Genomic DNA, 18,887 nt, shown 5'->3' on the forward strand with positions numbered 1-18,887 from the left:
CCGGGCATCCGGTGGGTCAGGTCACGCGGGTGGTCATCGTGCCATCGACCGTGGGATTCACCCTACCCGCGCCGAATACCGGCTGTCCGAGCCGGACCCGGGCACTCCGCACTCCGGGCCGCTCACCCAGGCCCACCGGGCCCCGGTCGCATCGGTGAAACGAATGACAAGCGCCTGGTCGCCCTGGAACCGCGCGTAGTCGATGACCTCGACCACCAGCGGGGCCGCCCCGTGCTCCGCCGCGACGGTGGCCAGGCAGGTGGTCAGCGCGGCCTCGTCGGTCAACCGGGCCAGCTGGTTCGACCCGTCCGGGGAGGGGCGGCGGCCGCCCTCGGCATCCACCCCCGGCTGCTCGCTGAGGGTGTCGTCGGTCGCCCGACTCGCAGCCGGTGCGCTCGGCGCGTCCGTGCCGTAGCCGTTGCCGAGGGTCTGCGGGGTGTAGTTCGTACCGCTGCGCAGTGTCGGCCCGGTGGTGCGGACCGTGCCGGCCCCTGCGGCGTCCTCGGGCGCGCTGGCCGGCCGGTCCATGGTGCTGGTGCTGCCGGAGTCCTCCGAGGTGAGCGTCGACAGTTGGTTGAGGCCAAGCGCGACGGCGATGACGGCGATGACGGCGGCGGCCACCGGCGCGTGGCGGCGGGCCCAGCCGTGCTGGCGGCGGCCCGGACCGCTGGACGCCCGGCGCGCCGCCCCGCCGGGCGGGGGAACGGCCGGCCGGCGACCGGCTCCGCCCTGCGCGGGCACGACCAACGGTGTCGGCGCGTCACCGTCCGGATCGACGCCGGGCCGGGAGACGGTGGAGGTGTCGTTCGTCGGCCCGGCAGAGGCCAGCGCGGCAAGGAGACGGTCGGTGATCGCCGACGGCATCTCCGCAGAGGGCTCGGCCCACCGGGTCAGGTCCGTCCGAACCTCGGTCACGGCAGAGGCCAGCAGCGCGTGGGCCTCGGCCCAGGACGGGTCAGCGGAGACCAGTCGGGCGACCTCGTCCTGCTGCGGGGTGCCGACCAACGCCCCGCCGAGGTAGTCAGCGAGGAGGTCGGCGTCGACCTCCCGGAACCCCTCGGTCGTCACGTGTCCTCCTGGTTGGCGTCGCGCCGGAACCGGCCCGACCCCGATCCGACGCCCTCCACCGGGCCGGGGTTCCCCGGCGTGACGCCGGGCACGCCGATGACCGGGGCGGCGGGGTCCAGTCGGGTGGACGGCGTCGCGCCGGCAGCGGGGCGGAGATGCCCGAGCAGCACCGCCAGCCGCGCCCGACCCCGGGCGCACCGGCTCTTCACCGTCCCCTCGGCGACGCCGAGGATGCGGGCAACCTCGGCGACCGGATAGCCCTGCACGTCGACGAGCACCAGCGCGGCGCGTTGATCGAGGGGCAGCGCGGCGAGCGCCTCGCGGACCACAAGCACGGTGTCGTGGTCCTCGGCCGGGGCCGCTGGCTCCAGCCCTCCGGTGCCCGATCCGTCCGCGGCCCGGTTGCCGTCCGGCAGCGGCACGGTGGGGTGCGACTGCCGGCGTCGGATCCGGTCCAGGCAGGCGTTCACCACGATCCGGTGCAGCCAGGTGGTGACGGCGGAGTCACCCCGGAATCGGGCCGCCGCCCGATGAGCCGACAGCAGGGCGTCCTGGAGTGCGTCGGCTGCCTCCTCGCGGTCGCCGAGCGTCCGCAGGGCCACCGCCCACAACCGGTCGCGGTGCCTGTGGAACAGCTCGGCGAAGGCGTCCCGGTCGCCGGAGACGTGCGCGCGCAACAGCTCCAGGTCCGTTGCTGCCGCACGCGCGTCCATCACCGCGTCCAGCGGGTGCGGGGTCCGGATCGTGGTGCCCGGATCACGACCCCTGGACCGTGATCTCCTGCACCCCCAGCTTGAACCCACCCTCGGCCGGAGCCAACTCGGTGATCCAGAACAGCAGGTACTGGTATTTCTTGTCGGCGTCGAAGCCGTTGAACGTCATGGTGGTGCCGTCGTGGTCCTCGAACGGCTGGCCGATGGCGGTCTTGTAGCTCTCGACCAACTGCTTGTCGCCGCTGGAGCTGGACGGCGGGTTGGTCGTGCCGGCGAGCAGCCGGGCCGACGCGTTGGTGGCGGACAACACCGCCTGCACCGACTTGACGGTGTGCGGTTCGCCGAGGTCGATCCAGACGCCCATGCCCGACTTCAGGTTGCCGAAGTTGGGCTTGTTCACGTAGGTCTCGGTCTCCCAGCCCTTGTCCTCGTCACCATCGATGATCTTCTTGGCACCGTCGATCTCACTGCGGTTCTTGCTGTCCGGGTCGATGATCCGGACGTCCTTCACCGTCAGCTTGCGAGCCGTAGCGGCAGCCGGGGTGGCGGCGCCGGCCGGGGCACTGGAGGTCGGCGCGGCAACCGGGTTGGACTGCGGGTCCTTGTCGTCGCCGCCCAGCGCGATGATCCCGATCAGCAGACCGACAAGGGCGACGGCCAGCAGGCCGGCGATGCCGACGGCGACCTTGCGACCCCCGGCGGCGGCGAGCGGCGACGGCTCTTCCCCGGTCTCGGCGGCGAACCGCAGCGGGCCGCTGTTGTCGAGGTAGTGCTCCTCCTCCGCCGGCACGTCGAGTCGCGCCAACTCGGCGGCGAGCACGTCCGAGGACGGCGGCGCGATCTCCGCGTCGAGAAGATCCATGGTCAGGTCGTCCAGGTACGCCGGAACGCCCGCGCGCACCTGACGGGGTGCGGCGATGGCGCCGGCGGCGTCCCGGACGGCGTCCGGAATGGCGGCACGGCCGTGGCCGGCGGTGGCACCGCGCAGCGGCGCCTCGGCGTGCGGCCAGGAACCGGTGAGCGCGAAGTAGAGGACCCCGCCCACCGCCCGGATGTCGTTCTCCTGGCTGTCGGCGCCGTCGGTGCGGGCGTCGGCGAGCACCACCCGGCCCTCGTCACTGATCATGACAGTGCCCGGGTGGACGTTGCCGTGCACCATCCCGGTGGCGTGCACCGCGGCGAGCGCACTCGCCACGGCGTTGCCGATGGCGGTGGCCCGAGCCGGGTCCAGTGGGCCGTCGGCGGCCAGGTCCCGCAGGGACTGCCCGTCGACCCACTCGCGCACCACGTACGCCCGGTCGGCCTCGTCGATCGCGTCGTAGACGCCGACCAGATTGGGGTGGATGACCCGGCTGGCCGCGACGGCGGCCTGAAGCATCTCGGTGGCGGAGTCGCCACCCGGGTAACGCAGCACCACGGCGACGGGACGGCGCAGGATGACGTCGACCCCGCGCCAGACCAGCCGACCCGCGCTGTCGTTGTTGATGTGCTCAACCAGTTCGTACCGCTCGGCGAGGACTTCACCGGCCGTGGGAGCACCGAAGGTCATGACCGGAGGAGTGCTTTCGTCTGCCTCCTGACCCTCGCCGACCTGGGTCACCCGTCCTCCCTCGGTGATCGTGTCGATCGATGAACCCGAACTGCTGGGCATGTGGCTTCCCGCTCTGCCGTTGAAGGAACCGGCCGACCGGTGTCGACGCCCAGCGTCGGCCCCTGCCGTACCCGTCGAGAGCGACCTTACCCGGGTTGCCCGTCTCTCCGACATGTCATCTTCCCGCCGTACCTGGCGGGGTTCCGGCAGTCGGCGAACTCGTCCGGTTACGACCGTTGTCAGCCACGTTGCTGGCACATGTACTAGCTAATCTACGGCTTCACCGCAAGTGACCGACGCCGGGGCTGGGCTGGCGTGGCGCTCGCGCTGCCTCGTACGTTCCCACCGATCGGGTCGCCACGCTCAGCCGTACGGTTGGTTATCCACAGACTGAAGCGGTGGTTGACCGGCGAATCGCGGAGTTATCCACAGGAGCATCCCCAGCCTGGTGATCCGCCGTCACGGTCCGTATGAATGCCAACTTGTTGTAATCAGAAGCTGGCGTTCAGCGACCGAGCCGGCGGCGGACCATCCCGACCACTTCGGTGATCTCCCCGATCCGCAACAGCATGGCCAGACCCAGGTACGTCCCGCCGATCACCGCGCCGCCGATCACCAGTTGGATGACGGCCTGGGCCCAGCTTGGCGTTTCGCCACCGGGCAGCAGGTTGATCACGAGCAGGCCGACAAGCGCGGCGCCGAGCGCGGCGACCAGGACCCGGCCCAGGGTGCGCATGATGCGGCCCAGCCCGATCCGGCCGACCCGTGGACGGAGCAGCCAGGCGGAGCCGATCGCCGCCGCCACGTACGAGACAGCGTTGCCGATCATCATCCCGGCCGCTGCGAAGTGGGCGGCGAACGCGGCGAACAGCACGATCTGCACGCCGATCCGCAGCGCCACGACCGGAATGTTGATCAACGCCGGGGTGCGGGTGTCCGGCAGGGCGTAGAAGGCGAAGGTGAAGAGCTGGCTGATCGCGAACGGCACCAGCGCGAGCGCGGCCAGCAGCAGCACCAGCGAGGTGTCGGCGGCGTTCTCGTCGCTGAACGCACCGTAGCGGAACAGCACCACCGCCAGCGGGGTGGCGAGCACGGCGTAGCAGACGGCGATCGGAGCGAGCACCGCGGAGACCGTCCGGGTGCCCCGGGACAGGTCGGCGGCCACGTCGGCGTAGCGGCCGTCGGCGGCGGCGGCGCTCATCCGGGGCATCAACGCGGTGATGATCGAGACGGCGATGATGCCGTGCGCCATCATCAGCAGCAGGAAGACGTTGTTGTAGATCAGGGCGCCCGCGTCCCCGTCGCCCGCCCGGTTGAGCAGGTTGAACAGCACGATCAGGCCGACCTGGCTGACCGCCACGTAGCAGAACATCCAGCCGCCGAGCCGGCCCAGCTCCCGCAGGCCGAGCGCACGGAAGTCGAAGCGGAGCTTCCACCGGAAGCCGACCTTGCGCAGCGCCGGCAGCAGGCCGGCGGCCTGGATCGCGACACCGAGCAGGGTGCCACCGCTGATCAGGAGGATCCGACCGGGGGTCATCTCCTCCGGCTTGACGATCTCCGCGCCGAAGATCGCGATGTACAACCCGGCGGTGGCGATCACCACGATGTTGTTGAGGATCGGCGCCCACATCGGGGCGGCGAAGTGCCCGCGGGTGTTGAGTACCGCACTGATCAGCGCACTGAGACCGGTGAAGAAGATCATCGGCAACATCAGGTACGACAGGTTGGTGACCAGCTCCTGGTAATCCGTCCCGCGGTTGTCGCTGGTGTAGAGCTTGGTCAGCAGCGTCGCGGCGGCCACCGCGACCAGCGCGGCCACCGCCAGGGTGACCACCGCCAAGGTCAACAACCGCTGGGCGTACGCCTGGCCGCCGTCGGTGTCGACCTTGCGCCGACGGACCAGCACCGGGATCAACACGCTTGTGAGGATGCCGCCGAGCAGGAACTCGTACACCATCCCGGGCAGGATCTGCGCGGTCGTGTAGGCGTCACCGACGAGCGCCCCACCCAGCGCGGCGGTCAACACCAACGTCCGCAGGAAGCCCGTGCCCCGGCTGACCAGGCTGCCGATCGCCATCACCGCGCTGTTGGTGGCTGCGCTCGCCTCGCCCACCTGCTCCTGCGGCGGCGCGGTCGACTCCATGGCCGGCTGGTTCAACGGCTCGGCGGAGATGAACGTGGCACCGTCCCCGGGACGGATGTCAGGGCCGCCGTCGTTCGCGGCGTTGGCGCTGCGGTAGAGCCCGCCGCTCATCTCCAGCCTCCCAGGGGTACGTCGAGTCGGGCACCGACCCGCACGCCACAGACCATAGTCAACCCCCACTCGTTACCCGCGCCCGGCGGATCGGATCACACCCCGGCCCGATAAGCTGGCGATCCCATGTCCGAAGCCTCCGCTCCCCACGCCGCCGACCGCCGTGAACTCACCGGCGCGCAGCGCAACGCCGTCGCCGAACTGCTCCGGGTGTCCCCGGTCGCCGACGAGTTGGGCCGTCGCTTCGTCCGTGCCGGTCACGAACTGCACCTGGTGGGCGGTTCGGTCCGGGATGCCCTGCTCGGTCGCCTCGGGGACGACCTCGACTTCTGCACCGACGCGCACCCCGACGAGACCCTGCGCATCATCAAGGGCTGGGCCGAGTCGATCTGGGAGACCGGTCGGGAGTTCGGCACCATCGGTGCGCAGCGCGACGGCCTGCGGCTGGAGATCACCACCTTCCGCGCGGAGTCGTACGACCAGGTCAGCCGTAACCCGGTGGTGGTGTACGGCACCAGCCTCGACGAGGATCTGAAGCGGCGCGACTTCACCATCAACGCCATGGCGGTAAGCCTGCCGGACCACCGGTTCACCGACCCGCACGGCGGGCTCGGCGACATCTCGGCCAAGGTGATCCGTACCCCGAGCACGCCCGGTGAGTCGTTCGGCGACGACCCGCTGCGGATGCTGCGGGCCGCCCGGTTCGCCGCGCAGCTGCGTTTCGCGGTGCACCCGGACGTGCACCTGGCGATGACGAGGATGGCCGCCGACCTGGACCGGATCACCGCCGAGCGGATCCGCGACGAGTTCACCAAGCTGCTCTGCGGCGCGGACCCGATCACCGGGCTGCGGCTGCTCGTCGACACCGGCCTGGCCGAGCGGTTCCTGCCGGAGCTGACCGGGTTGAAGCTGGAGATCGACGAGCACGCCCAGCACAAGGACGTCTACGAGCACACGTTGACGGTCGTCGAGAACGCGGTCTCCCACGAAGAGGAGGGCTGCGACTTCATCCTGCGGATGGCCGCCCTCCTGCACGACGTGGGCAAGCCGGCGACGAAGGCGGTCGGGTCCGACGGCCGGGTCAGCTTCCACCACCACGAGGTGGTCGGCGCCCGGCTGACCAAGGCCCGGATGAAGGCGATGCGGTACCCGAAGGAGGTCACCGCGAAGGTGACCGCGCTTGTCGCGCTGCACCTGCGCTTCTACGGGTACGGGCGGGGCGAGTGGACCGACTCGGCGGTCCGCCGCTACGTCGCCGACGCCGGTGACCTGCTGCCCCGACTGCACAAGCTGACCCGCTCCGACTGCACGACCCGCAACCGGCGTAAGGCCGCCCAGCTCGCGGCCGACTACGACGCGCTTGAGGATCGGATCGCCCGGATCGCGGCCGAGGAGGACCTGGCGCGGGTCCGACCCGACCTGGACGGCAACGCGATCATGGAGCTGCTCGGCGTACCGCCGGGGCCGGTGGTCGGGCGGGCGTGGAAGCACCTCAAGGAGCAGCGCCTCGAGCGCGGCCCGCTGGACCGCGACGCCGCAGAGGTGGAACTGCTGCGCTGGGCGCGCGCCGAGGGTCTCGTCGATTGACGGAGGCCTCCGTCTCGACGCTGCATTGTTACGACGAAACGGGCCGTATCGACCGAACGGCTGAAGCCTGTCGCTTCGACATTCATCCATGATGTCCAGACGTCCGTCGGCATGCGGTGACCAACACCGCCGCCGAATTTCCGCCCGCCCGACTTTCGGGTCGGACGGGCGACGACCAACGGGGAGATCATCAAGTGAAGCGTCGTGGCGTGATACGCCGCTCGGCGGTGGCGAGCCTCGCTCTCGCCTCCGCAACCATCATCGTCAGCGCGGGCGCCGCTGGTGCCGCGCCGGCTGACCAGCCCTCCGCCAAACGACCTGAGGTGCGCGGCGCCAGCACCCAGCAGGCGGTGCCCGACCGGTACATCGTGGTCCTGAAGGATAAGAAGGCCAGCTCGAAAGAGGTCAAGGCCAAGGCGTCCGCGCTCGCGGCGGTCAACGGGGGCACCGTTCGCCGGGTCTTCAGCAGCGCCCTGAACGGATATTCCGCGGCCATGAACAGCCGGCAGGCGCAGCGGCTTGCCGCTGACCCGGCGGTGTCCTACGTGGAGCAGGTCCAGGTCTTCTCGGCCACCGACACCCAGACCAACCCGCCGTCCTGGGGCCTCGACCGGATCGACCAGAGCGGCTCGAAGCGGGACAACAGCTACACGTACCCGACGACCGGCAGCGGCGTCACCGCCTACGTTCTGGACAGCGGCATCGACATCGCCCACCAGGACTTCGGTGGGCGGGCCCGGTACGGGTGGGACGCCGTCGACCAGGACGACGTCGCCCAGGACTGCGACGGGCACGGCACGCACGTCGCCGGCACCGTGGGCGGCACCACCTTCGGGGTGGCGAAGGCCGTCCAGTTGGTCGCCGTGCGTGTCCTGAACTGTGCCGGCAGCGGCACCAGCGAGCAGGTCCTCTCCGGCATCGACTGGGTCACCGCAAACGCGGTGAAGCCCGCGGTGGCAAACATGAGCCTCGGGTTCAACAGCAACAACCAGGCCGTCAACGACGCCATCAGCCGTTCGATCGGCACCGGCATCACCTACGCGGTGGCGGCGGGCAACAGCATGCAGGACGCCTGTTACGTCTCGCCGGCAAGCGTGCCGGCGGCGATCACCGTGGGCGCCACCGACAAGATCGACTTCCGGGCCTGGTTCTCGAACTACGGCAGTTGCGTCGACACCTTCGCCCCGGGCGTGAGCATCGTCTCCGCTGCCGCCGGCACCAGCGATGGCACGCTGTCGATCAGCGGTACGTCGATGGCCTCGCCGCACGTGGCGGGTGCCGCGGCGCTGCTGCTGCAGGCCAACCCGAACCTGACGCCGCAGCAGGTGCGTGACCAGATCGTCACGGGTGGTGTCGCCGGAGCGGTGCACGACCCGGCGGGGTCGACCGATCGGCTGCTCAACGTCCGCAGCACCTCCCCGGCGCGTAGCTCACACGCCCTGCGGGCTCGCTCCAACGGCAAGTTCGTCTCCGCCGACGCTGCGGGCAGCAAGCCCCTCGCCGCTGTCGGCCCGGCATTCGGGGCCTGGGAGAAGTTCGACGTCGTCGACGCCGGCAGCGGCCTTGTCGCGCTTCGCGCCAAGGTCAACGGCAAGTACGTCTCCGCCACCGGCGCGGGCACCAAGCCGTTGGTGGCCGAGGGCCCGGCGGTCAGCACCTGGGAGCAGTTCCAGCTCATCAACAACGCCGATGGCACGGTGAGCCTCAAGGCGAAGATCAACGGTAAGTACGTCTCGGCACCGAACAGCGGCGCGGCGTTGACCGCGAGCGCGCCGTCGATCAGCACCTGGGAGAAGTTCTTCGTCGAGGCGCCGGCCCCGGTGGTCAGCATCAAGTCGGTGGCGAGTGGTAGGTACGTCTCCGCCGACGCTGCCGGCAAAGACCCGCTCACCCCGCTCGTCACCTCGGTCAGCACGTGGGAGAAGTTCGAGGTCGTCAACCTGGAGGGTGGGTTCTTCGGCCTCCGCGCGCTCGTCAACGGCAAGTACGTCTCGGCGGAGGGCGCCGGCAGCTCGCCGCTGCGGGCCAGCGGTCCGACGATCGACACCTGGGAGGTCTTCGACTTCCTCGACTACAACGCCAACGGCTCGGTCTACCTGCGCGCCTACGTCGACGGGCAGGCGATCAGCGCCGGCAGTGAGGGCCTCGCGCAGCTGATCCCCAACCAGACGATCGACTGGGCGAGCGAAACCCTGGGCCTCGGCGTCGGCGAGCAGTTCGTCGTCGACCCCGCCTGACCGGTTCGCAACCCCCGGCGCCCGCCGGCACCTCTCCCTCGGGGAAGGTGCCGGCGGGCGCCGCTCGTCACGGGTCCGGCCGTCAGGTCAGCGCGCCACGGCGTTTCCGTCGACAGTGGTGGCGCCGCTGGTGTCGGCGGCGGTCCGGCTCGCAGCGAGCCGCGCCAACAGGCCGGGCAGGTCGATCCCGGTGAGGTCACTGCCCAGTTGGAGGCCCTGGGCCACGTTGCCGGCCACCGACTTGGTGAGCGACGACGCGCCGTCGGTGGAGATGACAGTCATCTTGTCGATCGCCCCGATCGGCGCACTGGCCGCCTCGACGACCTGCGGCAGCACCCTGACCAGCAGGTCCAGCACGGCCGCCTCGCCGTACGCGGCGAACGCCTCGGCCTTGCGGGCCATCGCGTCCGCCTCGGCCTCACCCTTCGCCAGGATGGCCGCGGCGTCGGCCTGCCCTTCCCGCTCCACCGCCTCGGCGATCGCGGAGCGTCGGCGCTGCTCGGCCTCACCTTCCTTGGCGCCCTCGATGGCGTTGGCCTCGGCGAGCGCGGCCCGGCGGGCCCGTTCGCCCTCACCGGTGAGGCGGGCCTGCTCGGCGGAGGCCTGCGCGGCGGCGATGACGGACTGGCGCTGCGCGTCGGCGTGCAGCACCGCCGCGTTGCGGGCCGCCTCGGCCTCCTGCTCCACCTTGTAGCGGGCCGCGTCGGCCGGCTTGCGGACCTCGGTGTCGAGTTGGCGCTGCTTGAGTTCGGCGTTGCGCTCGGCGACCTTCTGCTGCTCGGAGAGGATCGCCTGGTCCCGTTCGGCCTGGGCGAGCGGGCCGGCCGCCGCGGACTTCGCCTTCGCCGCGTCGATCTCGGCCTGGATGCCGGCCTGCTTGAGGGCCAGGTTCCGGTTCGCCTCGGCGATGGCCTCCTCGGCGAGCAGTCGTTCCTGCTCGGCCTGCTGCCGGGCCCGCGCCTCGGCGATCGCCGCGTCCTTGAGCACCCGGGCGGCCTCCGGCCGACCCAGGTCCTGCAGGTAGGAGCCCTCGGCGAGGATGTCCTGGAGCTGGAAGGTGTCGAGCACCAGACCCTGGTTGGTCATCGAGTGTTCGGCCTCCTCGGCCACCGCGCTCGCGAACGCCGCCCGGTCCCGGATGACCTCCTCGACGGTGAGCCGGCCGACGATCGAGCGCAGCGCACCGGCGAGCACCTCGCGGGTGAAGTTGTCGATCTCGTCCTGTTGGTGCAGGAACCGCTGGGCGGCGGCCCGGATCGCGTCCTCGGTCCCGCCGACCTTGACGATCGCCACGCCGTGCAGGTCGGCGCGGATGCCCTGCTTGCTCACCGCGCCCCGGATGCCGACGTCGATGCGTCGGCTGGACAGGTCGAGCGACTGCAGCTTCTGCACCACCGGCAGCACGAACACCGACGCGCCGAGCACGACCTTCTGCCCCGAGGTGTCGGTCGACCGGCCGCCGTCGGCGGTCTGCGTGGTGCGGCCCTTGCGACCGGTGACGATGAACGCCTCGTTCGGGCCGGCCACCTTGATCCGGGAGAGGACGAAGAGCACCAGGATGAGCGCGAGGACGACTGCGCCACCGATGGCGATGAGTAGGGCCATACAAGGAGTCCCGTCTACGAGGGGTGAGGTCAGTAGGTCTCGACGTGCACGCTGGTCTCGCTGAGCGCCTGCACGACGAAGACCTGGGCGCCGATCGGGATCGGCTGGTCCGCGCGGGCGCTGAGCTTGACCGGCTGGCCGGCGAGGCGAATGCGGACCTCGCCGTACCCGTTGGCCGGCACCGGGGTGACGACCAGGCCGAGCGCGCCGACCAGGTCGTCGCGGGTGGGGGTGGGATCCGTGCGCATGTTCCGGGCCGCCCGGCTCAGCCGGGAGGCCAACCAGCCGGTGGGCACGGCCGCGAGCACGCCGCCGACCACCGCGCCGACGACCATTCCCGGCGTACGCGCGCCGAGCAGTTCGTTGACGATGGCCGCACCGAAACCGAAGGCTCCGGCGAAGCCGGCGACCGTCTCGACCGAGATCGGGCCGTCCACGTCGGCGTGGCCGAGATGGAGCAACTCGGTGCCGAGCAGGGCGAGCGCGAGCACCCCGATGCCCGCCCCACCGATGATCAGAAAGATGAGCGTCCCCGTTGCCACGACCTGCACGGTAGCGATGTGGCGCAACGTCCGACGGTCGCGCTCGACGCAGAAAGGATCTTTCTCTGCTGATGATCGAAAAGGGGGCGGTGCCAGGTGCTCAGGCGCGTTATCTTCTACGCCGCCGGCAGATCGTCCCGGTCAACACGCATCGAGAGGACCTGCCCGTGGCCGACCCGATTCTCCCGAACGCCGTGGTCGTCATCTACATCGTCAGCCTGGCGGTGACCGCGGTCGTGCTGCTGGGCGTCGCGGTCACCTCGTTCGCCACCACTTCCCGGGTCGACCGGGTACTGGCCGGTGTCGGTGGTGCCCTCGCCGGCTACTACGCCTACTACCTGCTCGCCTCGAACGACGAAACTGTCGTGCTCTTCTACGGGGCTGTGCTGCTCCCCATCTATGCCGGGCGCAAGCTCTACCTGGGTTTCCGCGACCGCGACCGGGCCCGCGCCGAACGGGCTGCGGCGAAAGAGGCGATCCGGGCCGCCGAGGAGTGGCGCTCGGCCCGACGCTGGTAGCGGTGTCGGGGAGAATGGGTGGATGCGCTGGACCGTGCTCGACTCGCCGATCGGTGAGTTCTCCGTCGCCACGGACGGCACGAACGTCTGTGGCGCCGCCTTCGGCCGGGTCGACGCGGCGGTCGACCAGCCCGGCGACGCGCTGTCCCGGCAGGCGGTGACCGAGCTGAGGGCGTACTTCGCCGGTGAGCTGACCGCGTTCACCATCCCGGTGTCGATGCCACGCGGCTCCGACTTCGAGCGGGCCGTGTGGCGGGAGATGACGCGGATTCCGTACGGCGAGACGCTGACGTACGGCGAGGTGGCCCGCCTGGTCGGCGATCCCGGGGCGGCCCGGGCGGTGGGTGTGGCCTGCAACCGGAACCCGGTCCCGGTGATCGTGCCGTGTCACCGGATCGTCGGCGTGGGCGGCAAGCTGGTCGGCTTCGGCGGTGGCCTGCCCCGCAAGGTCAAGCTGTTGGAGTTGGAGGCGGGGGTCGCCCTGCTACGCGCCTGGCACTGAGTTCTTCGGCGCGTTGCCACCCGGGTGGGCCAGCCACGGCGGGTCGACCGGGGGCCTCGGCCGGAAGAAGGCGTGTGCCGGAGGCAGGGCCAGCAGGACCAGCGCGACCACTATCGCCACCGGCGCGCCCAGGCCCAGGGTGAGCAGCAGGGGCTCCAGCCAGCCCGGCATGGCGTCCCGCGCCATCACGGTGATCCGGTCGATGTCCTCGGCGGAGTACACGGAGTAGAGCGGCCGGGGAGACCGGACCGCACCGACGGTGGCGCAGCAGGCGAGGAAGGGCGCCGTGGCCCAGGACGCGATCCGCGCGCCGTTCACCCCCACGAGGTTGGCGGCGGCCAGCGCGAGGAGTGCGAGTGACAGCAGTGCGGTCAACAGGTCAGCCGCCAGGTCGGCGGTGCTGCCCAGGGCGGCGAAGCCCACCCCGCCCACCGGCTCGAAGGACGCGGCGGCCTGGTGGAAGAAGTCCTGGTGCCAGTAGGTGAATGGCAGCGCGGCCAGTTGCGCGGCGGCGGCCAGGGCCAACAGCAGGCAGGCCAGAGCGACGAAGCGGGGCCGAGGAGGCCGGCCCGGGTGCGGGATAGTCGCTGAGGTGCCGGTCCGGGAGGCCATGACCGGATTATCGAGAGCCTCGTTGCCGCCCGTGGTCCCGTAGGCGGTGGGGATGATCACGGGACGGATGTCGTACCCAGGAAAGGGGCCGACCCACGTCGAAGGGCCGGGTCCCGACGGACCCGGCCCTTCGACGGTGCTGGTGGTCAGCGGGTCAGCGCGCGACCTCGCCGGCGATGAACTCCTCGACGGCCTGGTGGGCGTCGTGGTCGGCGTACTGCACCGGCGGGGACTTCATGAAGTACGACGAGGCCGACAGGATCGGGCCGCCGATCTTCCGGTCCAGGGCGATCTTCGCGGCGCGCACCGCGTCGATGATGACGCCTGCCGAGTTCGGAGAGTCCCACACCTCGAGCTTGAGCTCGGCGTTCAGGGGGGTGTCACCGAACGAGCGACCCTCCAGGCGGATGTACGCCCACTTGCGGTCGTCCAGCCACGGCACGTGGTCCGACGGGCCGATGTGCACGTCGCTCTTGCTCATCTCGTGCGGGATCTGCGAGGTGACCGACTGGGTCTTCGAGATCTTCTTCGAGACCAGCCGCTTGCGCTCCAGCATGTTCATGAAGTCCATGTTGCCGCCGAAGTTGAGCTGGTACGTGCGCAGCAGCTCGACGCCGCGGTCCTCGAAGAGCTTCGCGAGGGCACGGTGCACGATGGTGGCGCCGACCTGGCTCTTGATGTCGTCACCGACGATCGGCAGGCCCGCGTCCTCGAACTTCTTGGCCCACTCGGGGTCGGAGGCGATGAAGACCGGCAGGGCGTTGACGAACGCGCAGCCGGCGTCGATCGCCGCCTGGGCGTAGAACTTGGCGGCCTGCTCGGAGCCGACCGGCAGGTAGCAGACGACGACGTCGACCTGCGCGTCACGCAGCGCCTGCGCCACGTCGACAGGGGTCGCGTCCGACTCCTCGACGATCTCGCGGTAGTACTGGCCCAGACCGTCGAAGGTCGGACCGCGCTGCACGCTCACGCCGGTCGGCGGCACGTCGCAGAGCTTGATGGTGTTGTTCTCGCTGGCGACGATCGCCTCCGCGAGGTCCATGCCCACCTTCTTGGCGTCCACGTCGAATGCCGCGACGAACTCCACGGCGTTGACGTGGTAGTCGCCGAAGGCGACGTGCATGAGACCCGGGACGCGGTCGTTCGGGTTGGCGTTCCGGTAGTACTCGACGCCCTGAACCAGGGACGAGGCGCAGTTACCCACACCGACGATGGCGACGCGGACGGAGCCCATAGCGTCTGCCTCCTTCTTTTCTGTCACGGCCGCTCATTCCTGGTCTCTCCAGGCGGAGGCGGGCTGTTGTCTTCTCGTCGGCCGCCGGCTGTCCCGATGTCCGGGACTGTCGGGGCACGGCCGGAGCGCTCGTTGGCGATGAGCTCCTCCAGCCAGCGGACCTCGCGCTCACAGGCATCAAGGCCGTGGCGCTGCAGTTCCAGCGTGTAAGCGTCGAGGCGCTCGGCCGCCCGGCCCAGCACGTCACGAAGACCTTCGCGACGCTCCTCGATCTTGCGGCGGCGACCCTCCAGAATGCGCAGGCGGGTCGCCTGGTCGGTCCGGGCGAAGAACGCGAAGTGCACCCCGAAGCCCGTGTCGTCGTACGTCTCGGGCCCCGCCTGTGCGATCAGCTGGGCGAAGCGTTCCTTGCCTTCCGCGGTGATTTTGTAGACCACCCGACCTCGTCGGCTGGTCAGCGCGGGAACCTCCTCGGCAGTGGCGGGTGTCTCAGCAGCTTCGGTGATCCAACCCGCCGCCTGCAGTCTGCGTAGCGTGGGGTAGAGCGAGCCGTAGCTGATCGCCGCCCGGATCGCGCCGAGTTTGGCGGTCAACTCCTTGCGCAGCTCGTAGCCGTGCATCGGAGACTCCTGCAGGAGGCCGAGGATGGCGAACTCGAGCACTGGCCACCCTCTCTTTACCCTCCGGCGTGAAGTGGTAACCGCCGCGATGTATCGGACCGATACATCGCACGTTAGCGGCTTGTACGGGTCAGGGCAAACCCCCGTTCCGAGATGTCGTTGTCACGGATTGTGAGCGTGGTCGCCTGCTTGGGCCGGACCGCGTACCCTTCTCCGCATGCGTACGCAGCGCCAGGTCGTGGACTACTCGCTTCAGAAGCGAGCAGTGCTGCGTGAACTCCTGGCCGGCCGAGTCGGCACGTACGACGTCTGCGACGCGTCGCCGTACCTGAAGAACGCCGCTCGGTTCCATGGTGAGCCGACCGATCGGCGCTGCCCGATCTGCCGCAGCGAAAACCTGACCCTCGTCCACTACATTTACGGGGACGAGCTCAAGCAGTCCGCCGGCCAGGCTCGGACACTTGCCGAGTTGCCCGTGCTGGCGATGACGCTGCGTGAGTTCCAGGTCTTCGTGGTGGAGGTGTGCCTCGGCTGTGACTGGAACCATCTCGTCGAGCAGTACCTGCTCGGCCGGGACGGTCTTACCGGCGACAGCGACGGCACCAGCGAGCAGGACGCGGCGGGCGCCGAGGGCGCCGGCCGGCGGAGGCGAGAGGCGCAACGGTGATCTCAGCTGGTTGTACCGGCCCCGGGGCCGCAGGCGAAACCCGGGACGGTCGACCGCAAGGTGGTCCGATTGGCCCGATTGATACGGCAATGACCCCGCTCGGCTGGCACCCCCGTGCCGGCGTTCCGGGTGAAGCAACTCACGGCAACCCGGTGGCGGCGCAGCCGCGCCCCACCGCGACCGGCAGGGTGTGAGGAATGAACTCGTACGGCGATCCCAGTTCTGCGCGCGGAAGGGCCCAGTACTCGGGTCCAGACGGTGACCCAGGAGCGGGCGCGGACGACGCGTACCGCCGGTCCGGCGGTGACTCCGGCGGGAGCGGCTGGTCAGCCTCGGAGGGCGGCGCGGCGACCCCGGGCCGCGCCTCGGTGACGCCGCGAGCGGCCGGTGGTCGCGCCACGGTCGGCGGTTCGGCCTCGGTGCCGCCGCGTGGCGGTGCGGCAGCCGGGTCCGCCTCGGTGGGTTCTGCAGCGACCGGCCGGGCCGGTCGGGCCTCGGTGCCGGTGTCGCCGGCACCGGGCGTGGCCGCGGGCCGTGCCGGCGCAGGTCGGGCCTCGGTGCCCGTCTCCCCGGCCCCGGGCGCACCGGCAGGCCGGGCCTCGGTCGGAGCGGCCTCGGTCGGCTCCGCCTCGGCCGGTCGGGCCAGCGTCGGCTCCGCCTCGGTCGGTGGCCGTGCCGCGGTGGCACGGGCGAGCGTCTCGCCGGTCTCCGGTGGGCCGGGCGGCCCCAATGGGCCGGGAGGCCCTGGCGGGCCGGGTGGTCCCGGTCGGGGCGGCCGTGGCCCGGGTGACCCGGGCGCTGCGGCGCGGGCGAAGAAGCGCAAGCGGATGAACCTGCTCATCGCCGGGTTCGCCGTCTTCATCATGCTCGCCGGCATCGGCGTGGTCGGGTTCACGTACTACTCGACGAGCGTGGTGCTCCCCGACGAGATCACCCCGCCGCAGGCGACCACGCTGTACGCCTTCGACAACAAGACGCCGATCGCCAAGGTCGGCGATCAGAACCGCACCCTGGTCACCATCGACCAGATTCCGGAGTACGTGCAGAACGCGGTGGCCGCGGCCGAGGACCGGAACTTCTACCGACACTCCGGTGTGGACTACAAGGGCATCGCCCGGGCCGGCTGGAACAACCTCTCCGGCGGCGACAAGCAGGGTGCCTCCACCATCACCCAGCAGTATGCGCGTAACGCCTACGACAACCTGAAGGACGACACGTACGCCCGGAAGGTGAAGGAGGCGATCTTCGCCTCCAAGCTCAACGACGAGTACACGAAGCCGCAGATCATGCAGCACTACCTCAACGTGATCTACTTCGGCCGAGGTGCCTACGGCATCGAGGCTGCTTCGCAGACCTACTTCGGCAAGTCGGTGAAGGACCTCAAGCCGGCCGAGGGCGCGGTGCTCGCAGCCCTGATCAAGCAACCCGAGCCCAGCTCCACCCACCAGGGCTACGACCCGGCGATCAACCCGACCGCGGCCCAGGATCGCTGGAACTACGTCATCGACGGCATGGTCAAGGAGGGTTGGCTCGGTGTGCCCGGCAAGGAGCCACGGCCGGACGCCTACCCCAAGACCATCAAGGCCCCGAAGAAGGGCGGCATCGGCGTCGACTTCGGCGTCGACACCCCGTACGGCAATGTCATCAACTACGTCCGGCAGGAGATGCGGGAGAAGGGCATCTGTGTCGAGAAGGACGCGGAGGTGACGGACGCCAAGCCGTCGTGCTCCCAGGCGCTGATGGCCGGTGGTTACCGGATCCGCACCACCGTCGACACCAAGATGCAGAAGGCGGCGGTCGAGACGGCCCAGCGCAAGTCCAAGGGCTCCGAGCTGGACGGTCAGAAGAGCAACATCATGGCCGCGGTGGTGGCGATCGACCCCACGAACGGTCGGGTCGTCGCGTACTACGGCGGTGACAACGGCACCGGCACCGACTATGCCGGCAAGAACACCGACTCCTCCGGGGCGATCAGCGGTGGTCACTCACCGGGTTCAAGCTTCAAGATCTACACCCTGGCGGCCGCGCTGAAGGAGAAGAAGGCGCTCGAGTCTCGGTGGAAGGGCAAGGCCTTCAAGCCGACGGGCACCTTCAAGGTCAGCAACGCCGGCACTGACAACCCGTCCTGCGGCAACTCCTGCACCCTCAAGGTCTCCACCCTCAAGTCCCTGAACGTGCCGTTCTACTACGTCACCGAGGAGATCGGCGCGGACAAGGTCGTCGACATGGCCAAGCAGGCCGGCGTCACCACCATGTGGCGTACGGACACCAACCCGGCGAAGGCCTACGACCTGACCAAGAGCGACCCGAAGGACATCACGCCGGAGCCGTTCTTCAACGTGGTCGGCTACGGCCAGTACCCGATCACGGTGCTGGACCACGCAAACGGCGTCGCGACCTTCGCCAACGGGGGCGTCTACAACAAGGCCCACTTCCTCTACTCGGTGGAGAAGCAGAACCCGAACAGCGGTAAGTGGGACAAGATCTACAGCGAGAAGCTCGACTCGAAGCGCCGGATCGACAAGGGCGTCGTCGACGACGTGACCTCGGTGTTGAAGGACTACCCGGCCGCTGTCAACCACCGGCTCGACGACGGTCGCAAGGCGGCCTCCAAGACCGGCACCTGGGAGCTCAAGGAAGGCAGCGAGGACAACGGCGACGCCTGGATGATCGGTTACACGCCGCAGTTGGCCACCGCGGTATGGGTGGGCAACGTGGGGAACCGGAAGCCACTCATCCTCAAGGACGGCCGCAAGGTCAGTGGTGGAAACCTCCCGGGCGACATCTGGGAGCGGTTCATGGACGAGGCGCTGAAGGGCAAACCCAAGGTCGACTTCCCGCCGGCGGCGAACGTTGGCGATCCGGACTCCGGGAACGGTGAAGCGCCACCGCCGCCGCCCACGGCACCGAACCAACCCAACGTGCCCTGTAACCCGCTGATCGACCTCTTCTGCAACCCCGGTGGCGGCGGGAACCCAGGTGGCGGCGGCAACCCCGGCGGCGGCGGCAACCCAGGTGGCGGCGGCAACCCAGGTGGCGGCGGCAACCCCGGCGGCGGCGGCAACCCAGGTGGCGGCGGCGAGGGCGCGGCGCAGTGGTGAGGACATCGGGGGCCTTCCCGTGGGCGGGGGACGACG

15 protein-coding genes are annotated in these 18,887 nt (G+C 70.1%); 6 read left to right on the forward strand and 9 right to left on the reverse strand.

Annotated elements, in window-relative coordinates; translation table 11 throughout:
- Window positions 1-57 precede the first annotated feature (57 nt).
- The 4 genes from ACWER9_RS25055 to murJ form a co-directional block, all read right to left on the reverse strand.
- Complete coding sequence (locus ACWER9_RS25055; protein WP_452304121.1) at window positions 58-1,068, reverse strand: hypothetical protein; 1,011 nt, start codon at window positions 1,066-1,068, stop codon at window positions 58-60.
- Window positions 1,065-1,781 carry an RNA polymerase sigma factor SigM gene (gene sigM / locus ACWER9_RS25060; RefSeq protein WP_452304122.1) on the reverse strand — a complete coding sequence of 239 codons (717 nt, stop codon included), beginning with the start codon at window positions 1,779-1,781 and terminating at the stop codon, window positions 1,065-1,067. Before sigM ends, ACWER9_RS25055 begins: the two co-directional genes overlap by 4 nt.
- A gap of 43 nt (window positions 1,782-1,824) precedes the next feature.
- Entirely contained in the window at window positions 1,825-3,432 is a 1,608-nt protein-coding gene (locus ACWER9_RS25065) for a protein kinase family protein (protein WP_452304123.1), read from the reverse strand.
- Between the two features lie 445 nt (window positions 3,433-3,877).
- Window positions 3,878-5,626: a murein biosynthesis integral membrane protein MurJ gene (gene murJ, locus ACWER9_RS25070; RefSeq protein WP_452304124.1), complete on the reverse strand. Its 1,749-nt coding sequence runs from the start codon at window positions 5,624-5,626 to the stop codon at window positions 3,878-3,880.
- A gap of 126 nt (window positions 5,627-5,752) precedes the next feature.
- On the opposite strand from murJ, the gene ACWER9_RS25075 reads away from it, so the two are divergent.
- Both ACWER9_RS25075 and ACWER9_RS25080 read left to right on the forward strand, forming a co-directional pair.
- A complete protein-coding gene (locus tag ACWER9_RS25075) occupies window positions 5,753-7,213 on the forward strand; it encodes a CCA tRNA nucleotidyltransferase (protein ID WP_452304125.1) in 1,461 nt (486 codons plus the stop codon).
- Between the two features lie 194 nt (window positions 7,214-7,407).
- Complete coding sequence (locus tag ACWER9_RS25080) at window positions 7,408-9,450, forward strand: S8 family serine peptidase (RefSeq protein ID WP_452304126.1); 2,043 nt, start codon at window positions 7,408-7,410, stop codon at window positions 9,448-9,450.
- Window positions 9,451-9,537: 87 nt separating this feature from the next.
- Here ACWER9_RS25080 and ACWER9_RS25085 read toward each other — a convergent pair whose 3' ends face one another.
- Both ACWER9_RS25085 and ACWER9_RS25090 read right to left on the reverse strand, forming a co-directional pair.
- Window positions 9,538-11,055, reverse strand: coding sequence for a flotillin family protein (locus tag ACWER9_RS25085; protein ID WP_452304127.1), 1,518 nt, complete (start codon window positions 11,053-11,055; stop codon window positions 9,538-9,540).
- Between the two features lie 29 nt (window positions 11,056-11,084).
- Window positions 11,085-11,606 carry a hypothetical protein gene (locus tag ACWER9_RS25090; RefSeq protein WP_452304134.1) on the reverse strand — a complete coding sequence of 174 codons (522 nt, stop codon included), beginning with the start codon at window positions 11,604-11,606 and terminating at the stop codon, window positions 11,085-11,087.
- Window positions 11,607-11,668: 62 nt separating this feature from the next.
- On the opposite strand from ACWER9_RS25090, the gene ACWER9_RS25095 reads away from it, so the two are divergent.
- The gene (locus tag ACWER9_RS25095) at window positions 11,669-12,115 is read left to right on the forward strand and encodes a hypothetical protein (RefSeq protein ID WP_452304128.1); all 447 of its coding nucleotides are present in this window, start codon (window positions 11,669-11,671) and stop codon (window positions 12,113-12,115) included.
- 22 nt (window positions 12,116-12,137) lie between these two features.
- On the forward strand, window positions 12,138-12,617 hold the full coding sequence (locus ACWER9_RS25100) for a methylated-DNA--[protein]-cysteine S-methyltransferase (RefSeq protein WP_452304129.1): 480 nt from the start codon (window positions 12,138-12,140) through the stop codon (window positions 12,615-12,617).
- Here ACWER9_RS25100 and ACWER9_RS25105 read toward each other — a convergent pair.
- The 3 genes from ACWER9_RS25105 to ACWER9_RS25115 form a co-directional block, all read right to left on the reverse strand.
- Entirely contained in the window at window positions 12,600-13,229 is a 630-nt protein-coding gene (locus ACWER9_RS25105; protein WP_452304130.1) for a hypothetical protein, read from the reverse strand. The two genes, ACWER9_RS25100 and ACWER9_RS25105, sit on opposite strands and share 18 nt — an antisense overlap.
- Before the next feature lie 154 nt (window positions 13,230-13,383).
- Window positions 13,384-14,463 (reverse strand): inositol-3-phosphate synthase, encoded by a 1,080-nt coding sequence (locus tag ACWER9_RS25110; protein ID WP_269681798.1) that lies wholly within the window; start codon window positions 14,461-14,463, stop codon window positions 13,384-13,386.
- A 23-nt stretch (window positions 14,464-14,486) separates the two neighbouring features.
- Entirely contained in the window at window positions 14,487-15,125 is a 639-nt protein-coding gene (locus ACWER9_RS25115) for a PadR family transcriptional regulator (RefSeq protein WP_452304131.1), read from the reverse strand.
- 175 nt (window positions 15,126-15,300) lie between these two features.
- Between ACWER9_RS25115 and ACWER9_RS25120 the strand changes: the two genes are divergently transcribed.
- Entirely contained in the window at window positions 15,301-15,750 is a 450-nt protein-coding gene (locus ACWER9_RS25120; protein ID WP_355004535.1) for a DUF5318 domain-containing protein, read from the forward strand.
- 197 nt (window positions 15,751-15,947) lie between these two features.
- Window positions 15,948-18,851, forward strand: a complete 2,904-nt coding sequence (locus tag ACWER9_RS25125; protein WP_452304132.1) for a transglycosylase domain-containing protein — start codon at window positions 15,948-15,950, stop codon at window positions 18,849-18,851.
- The last annotated feature ends 36 nt before the right edge of the window (window positions 18,852-18,887 follow it).

Source organism: Micromonospora sp. NPDC003944, assembly GCF_053605225.1.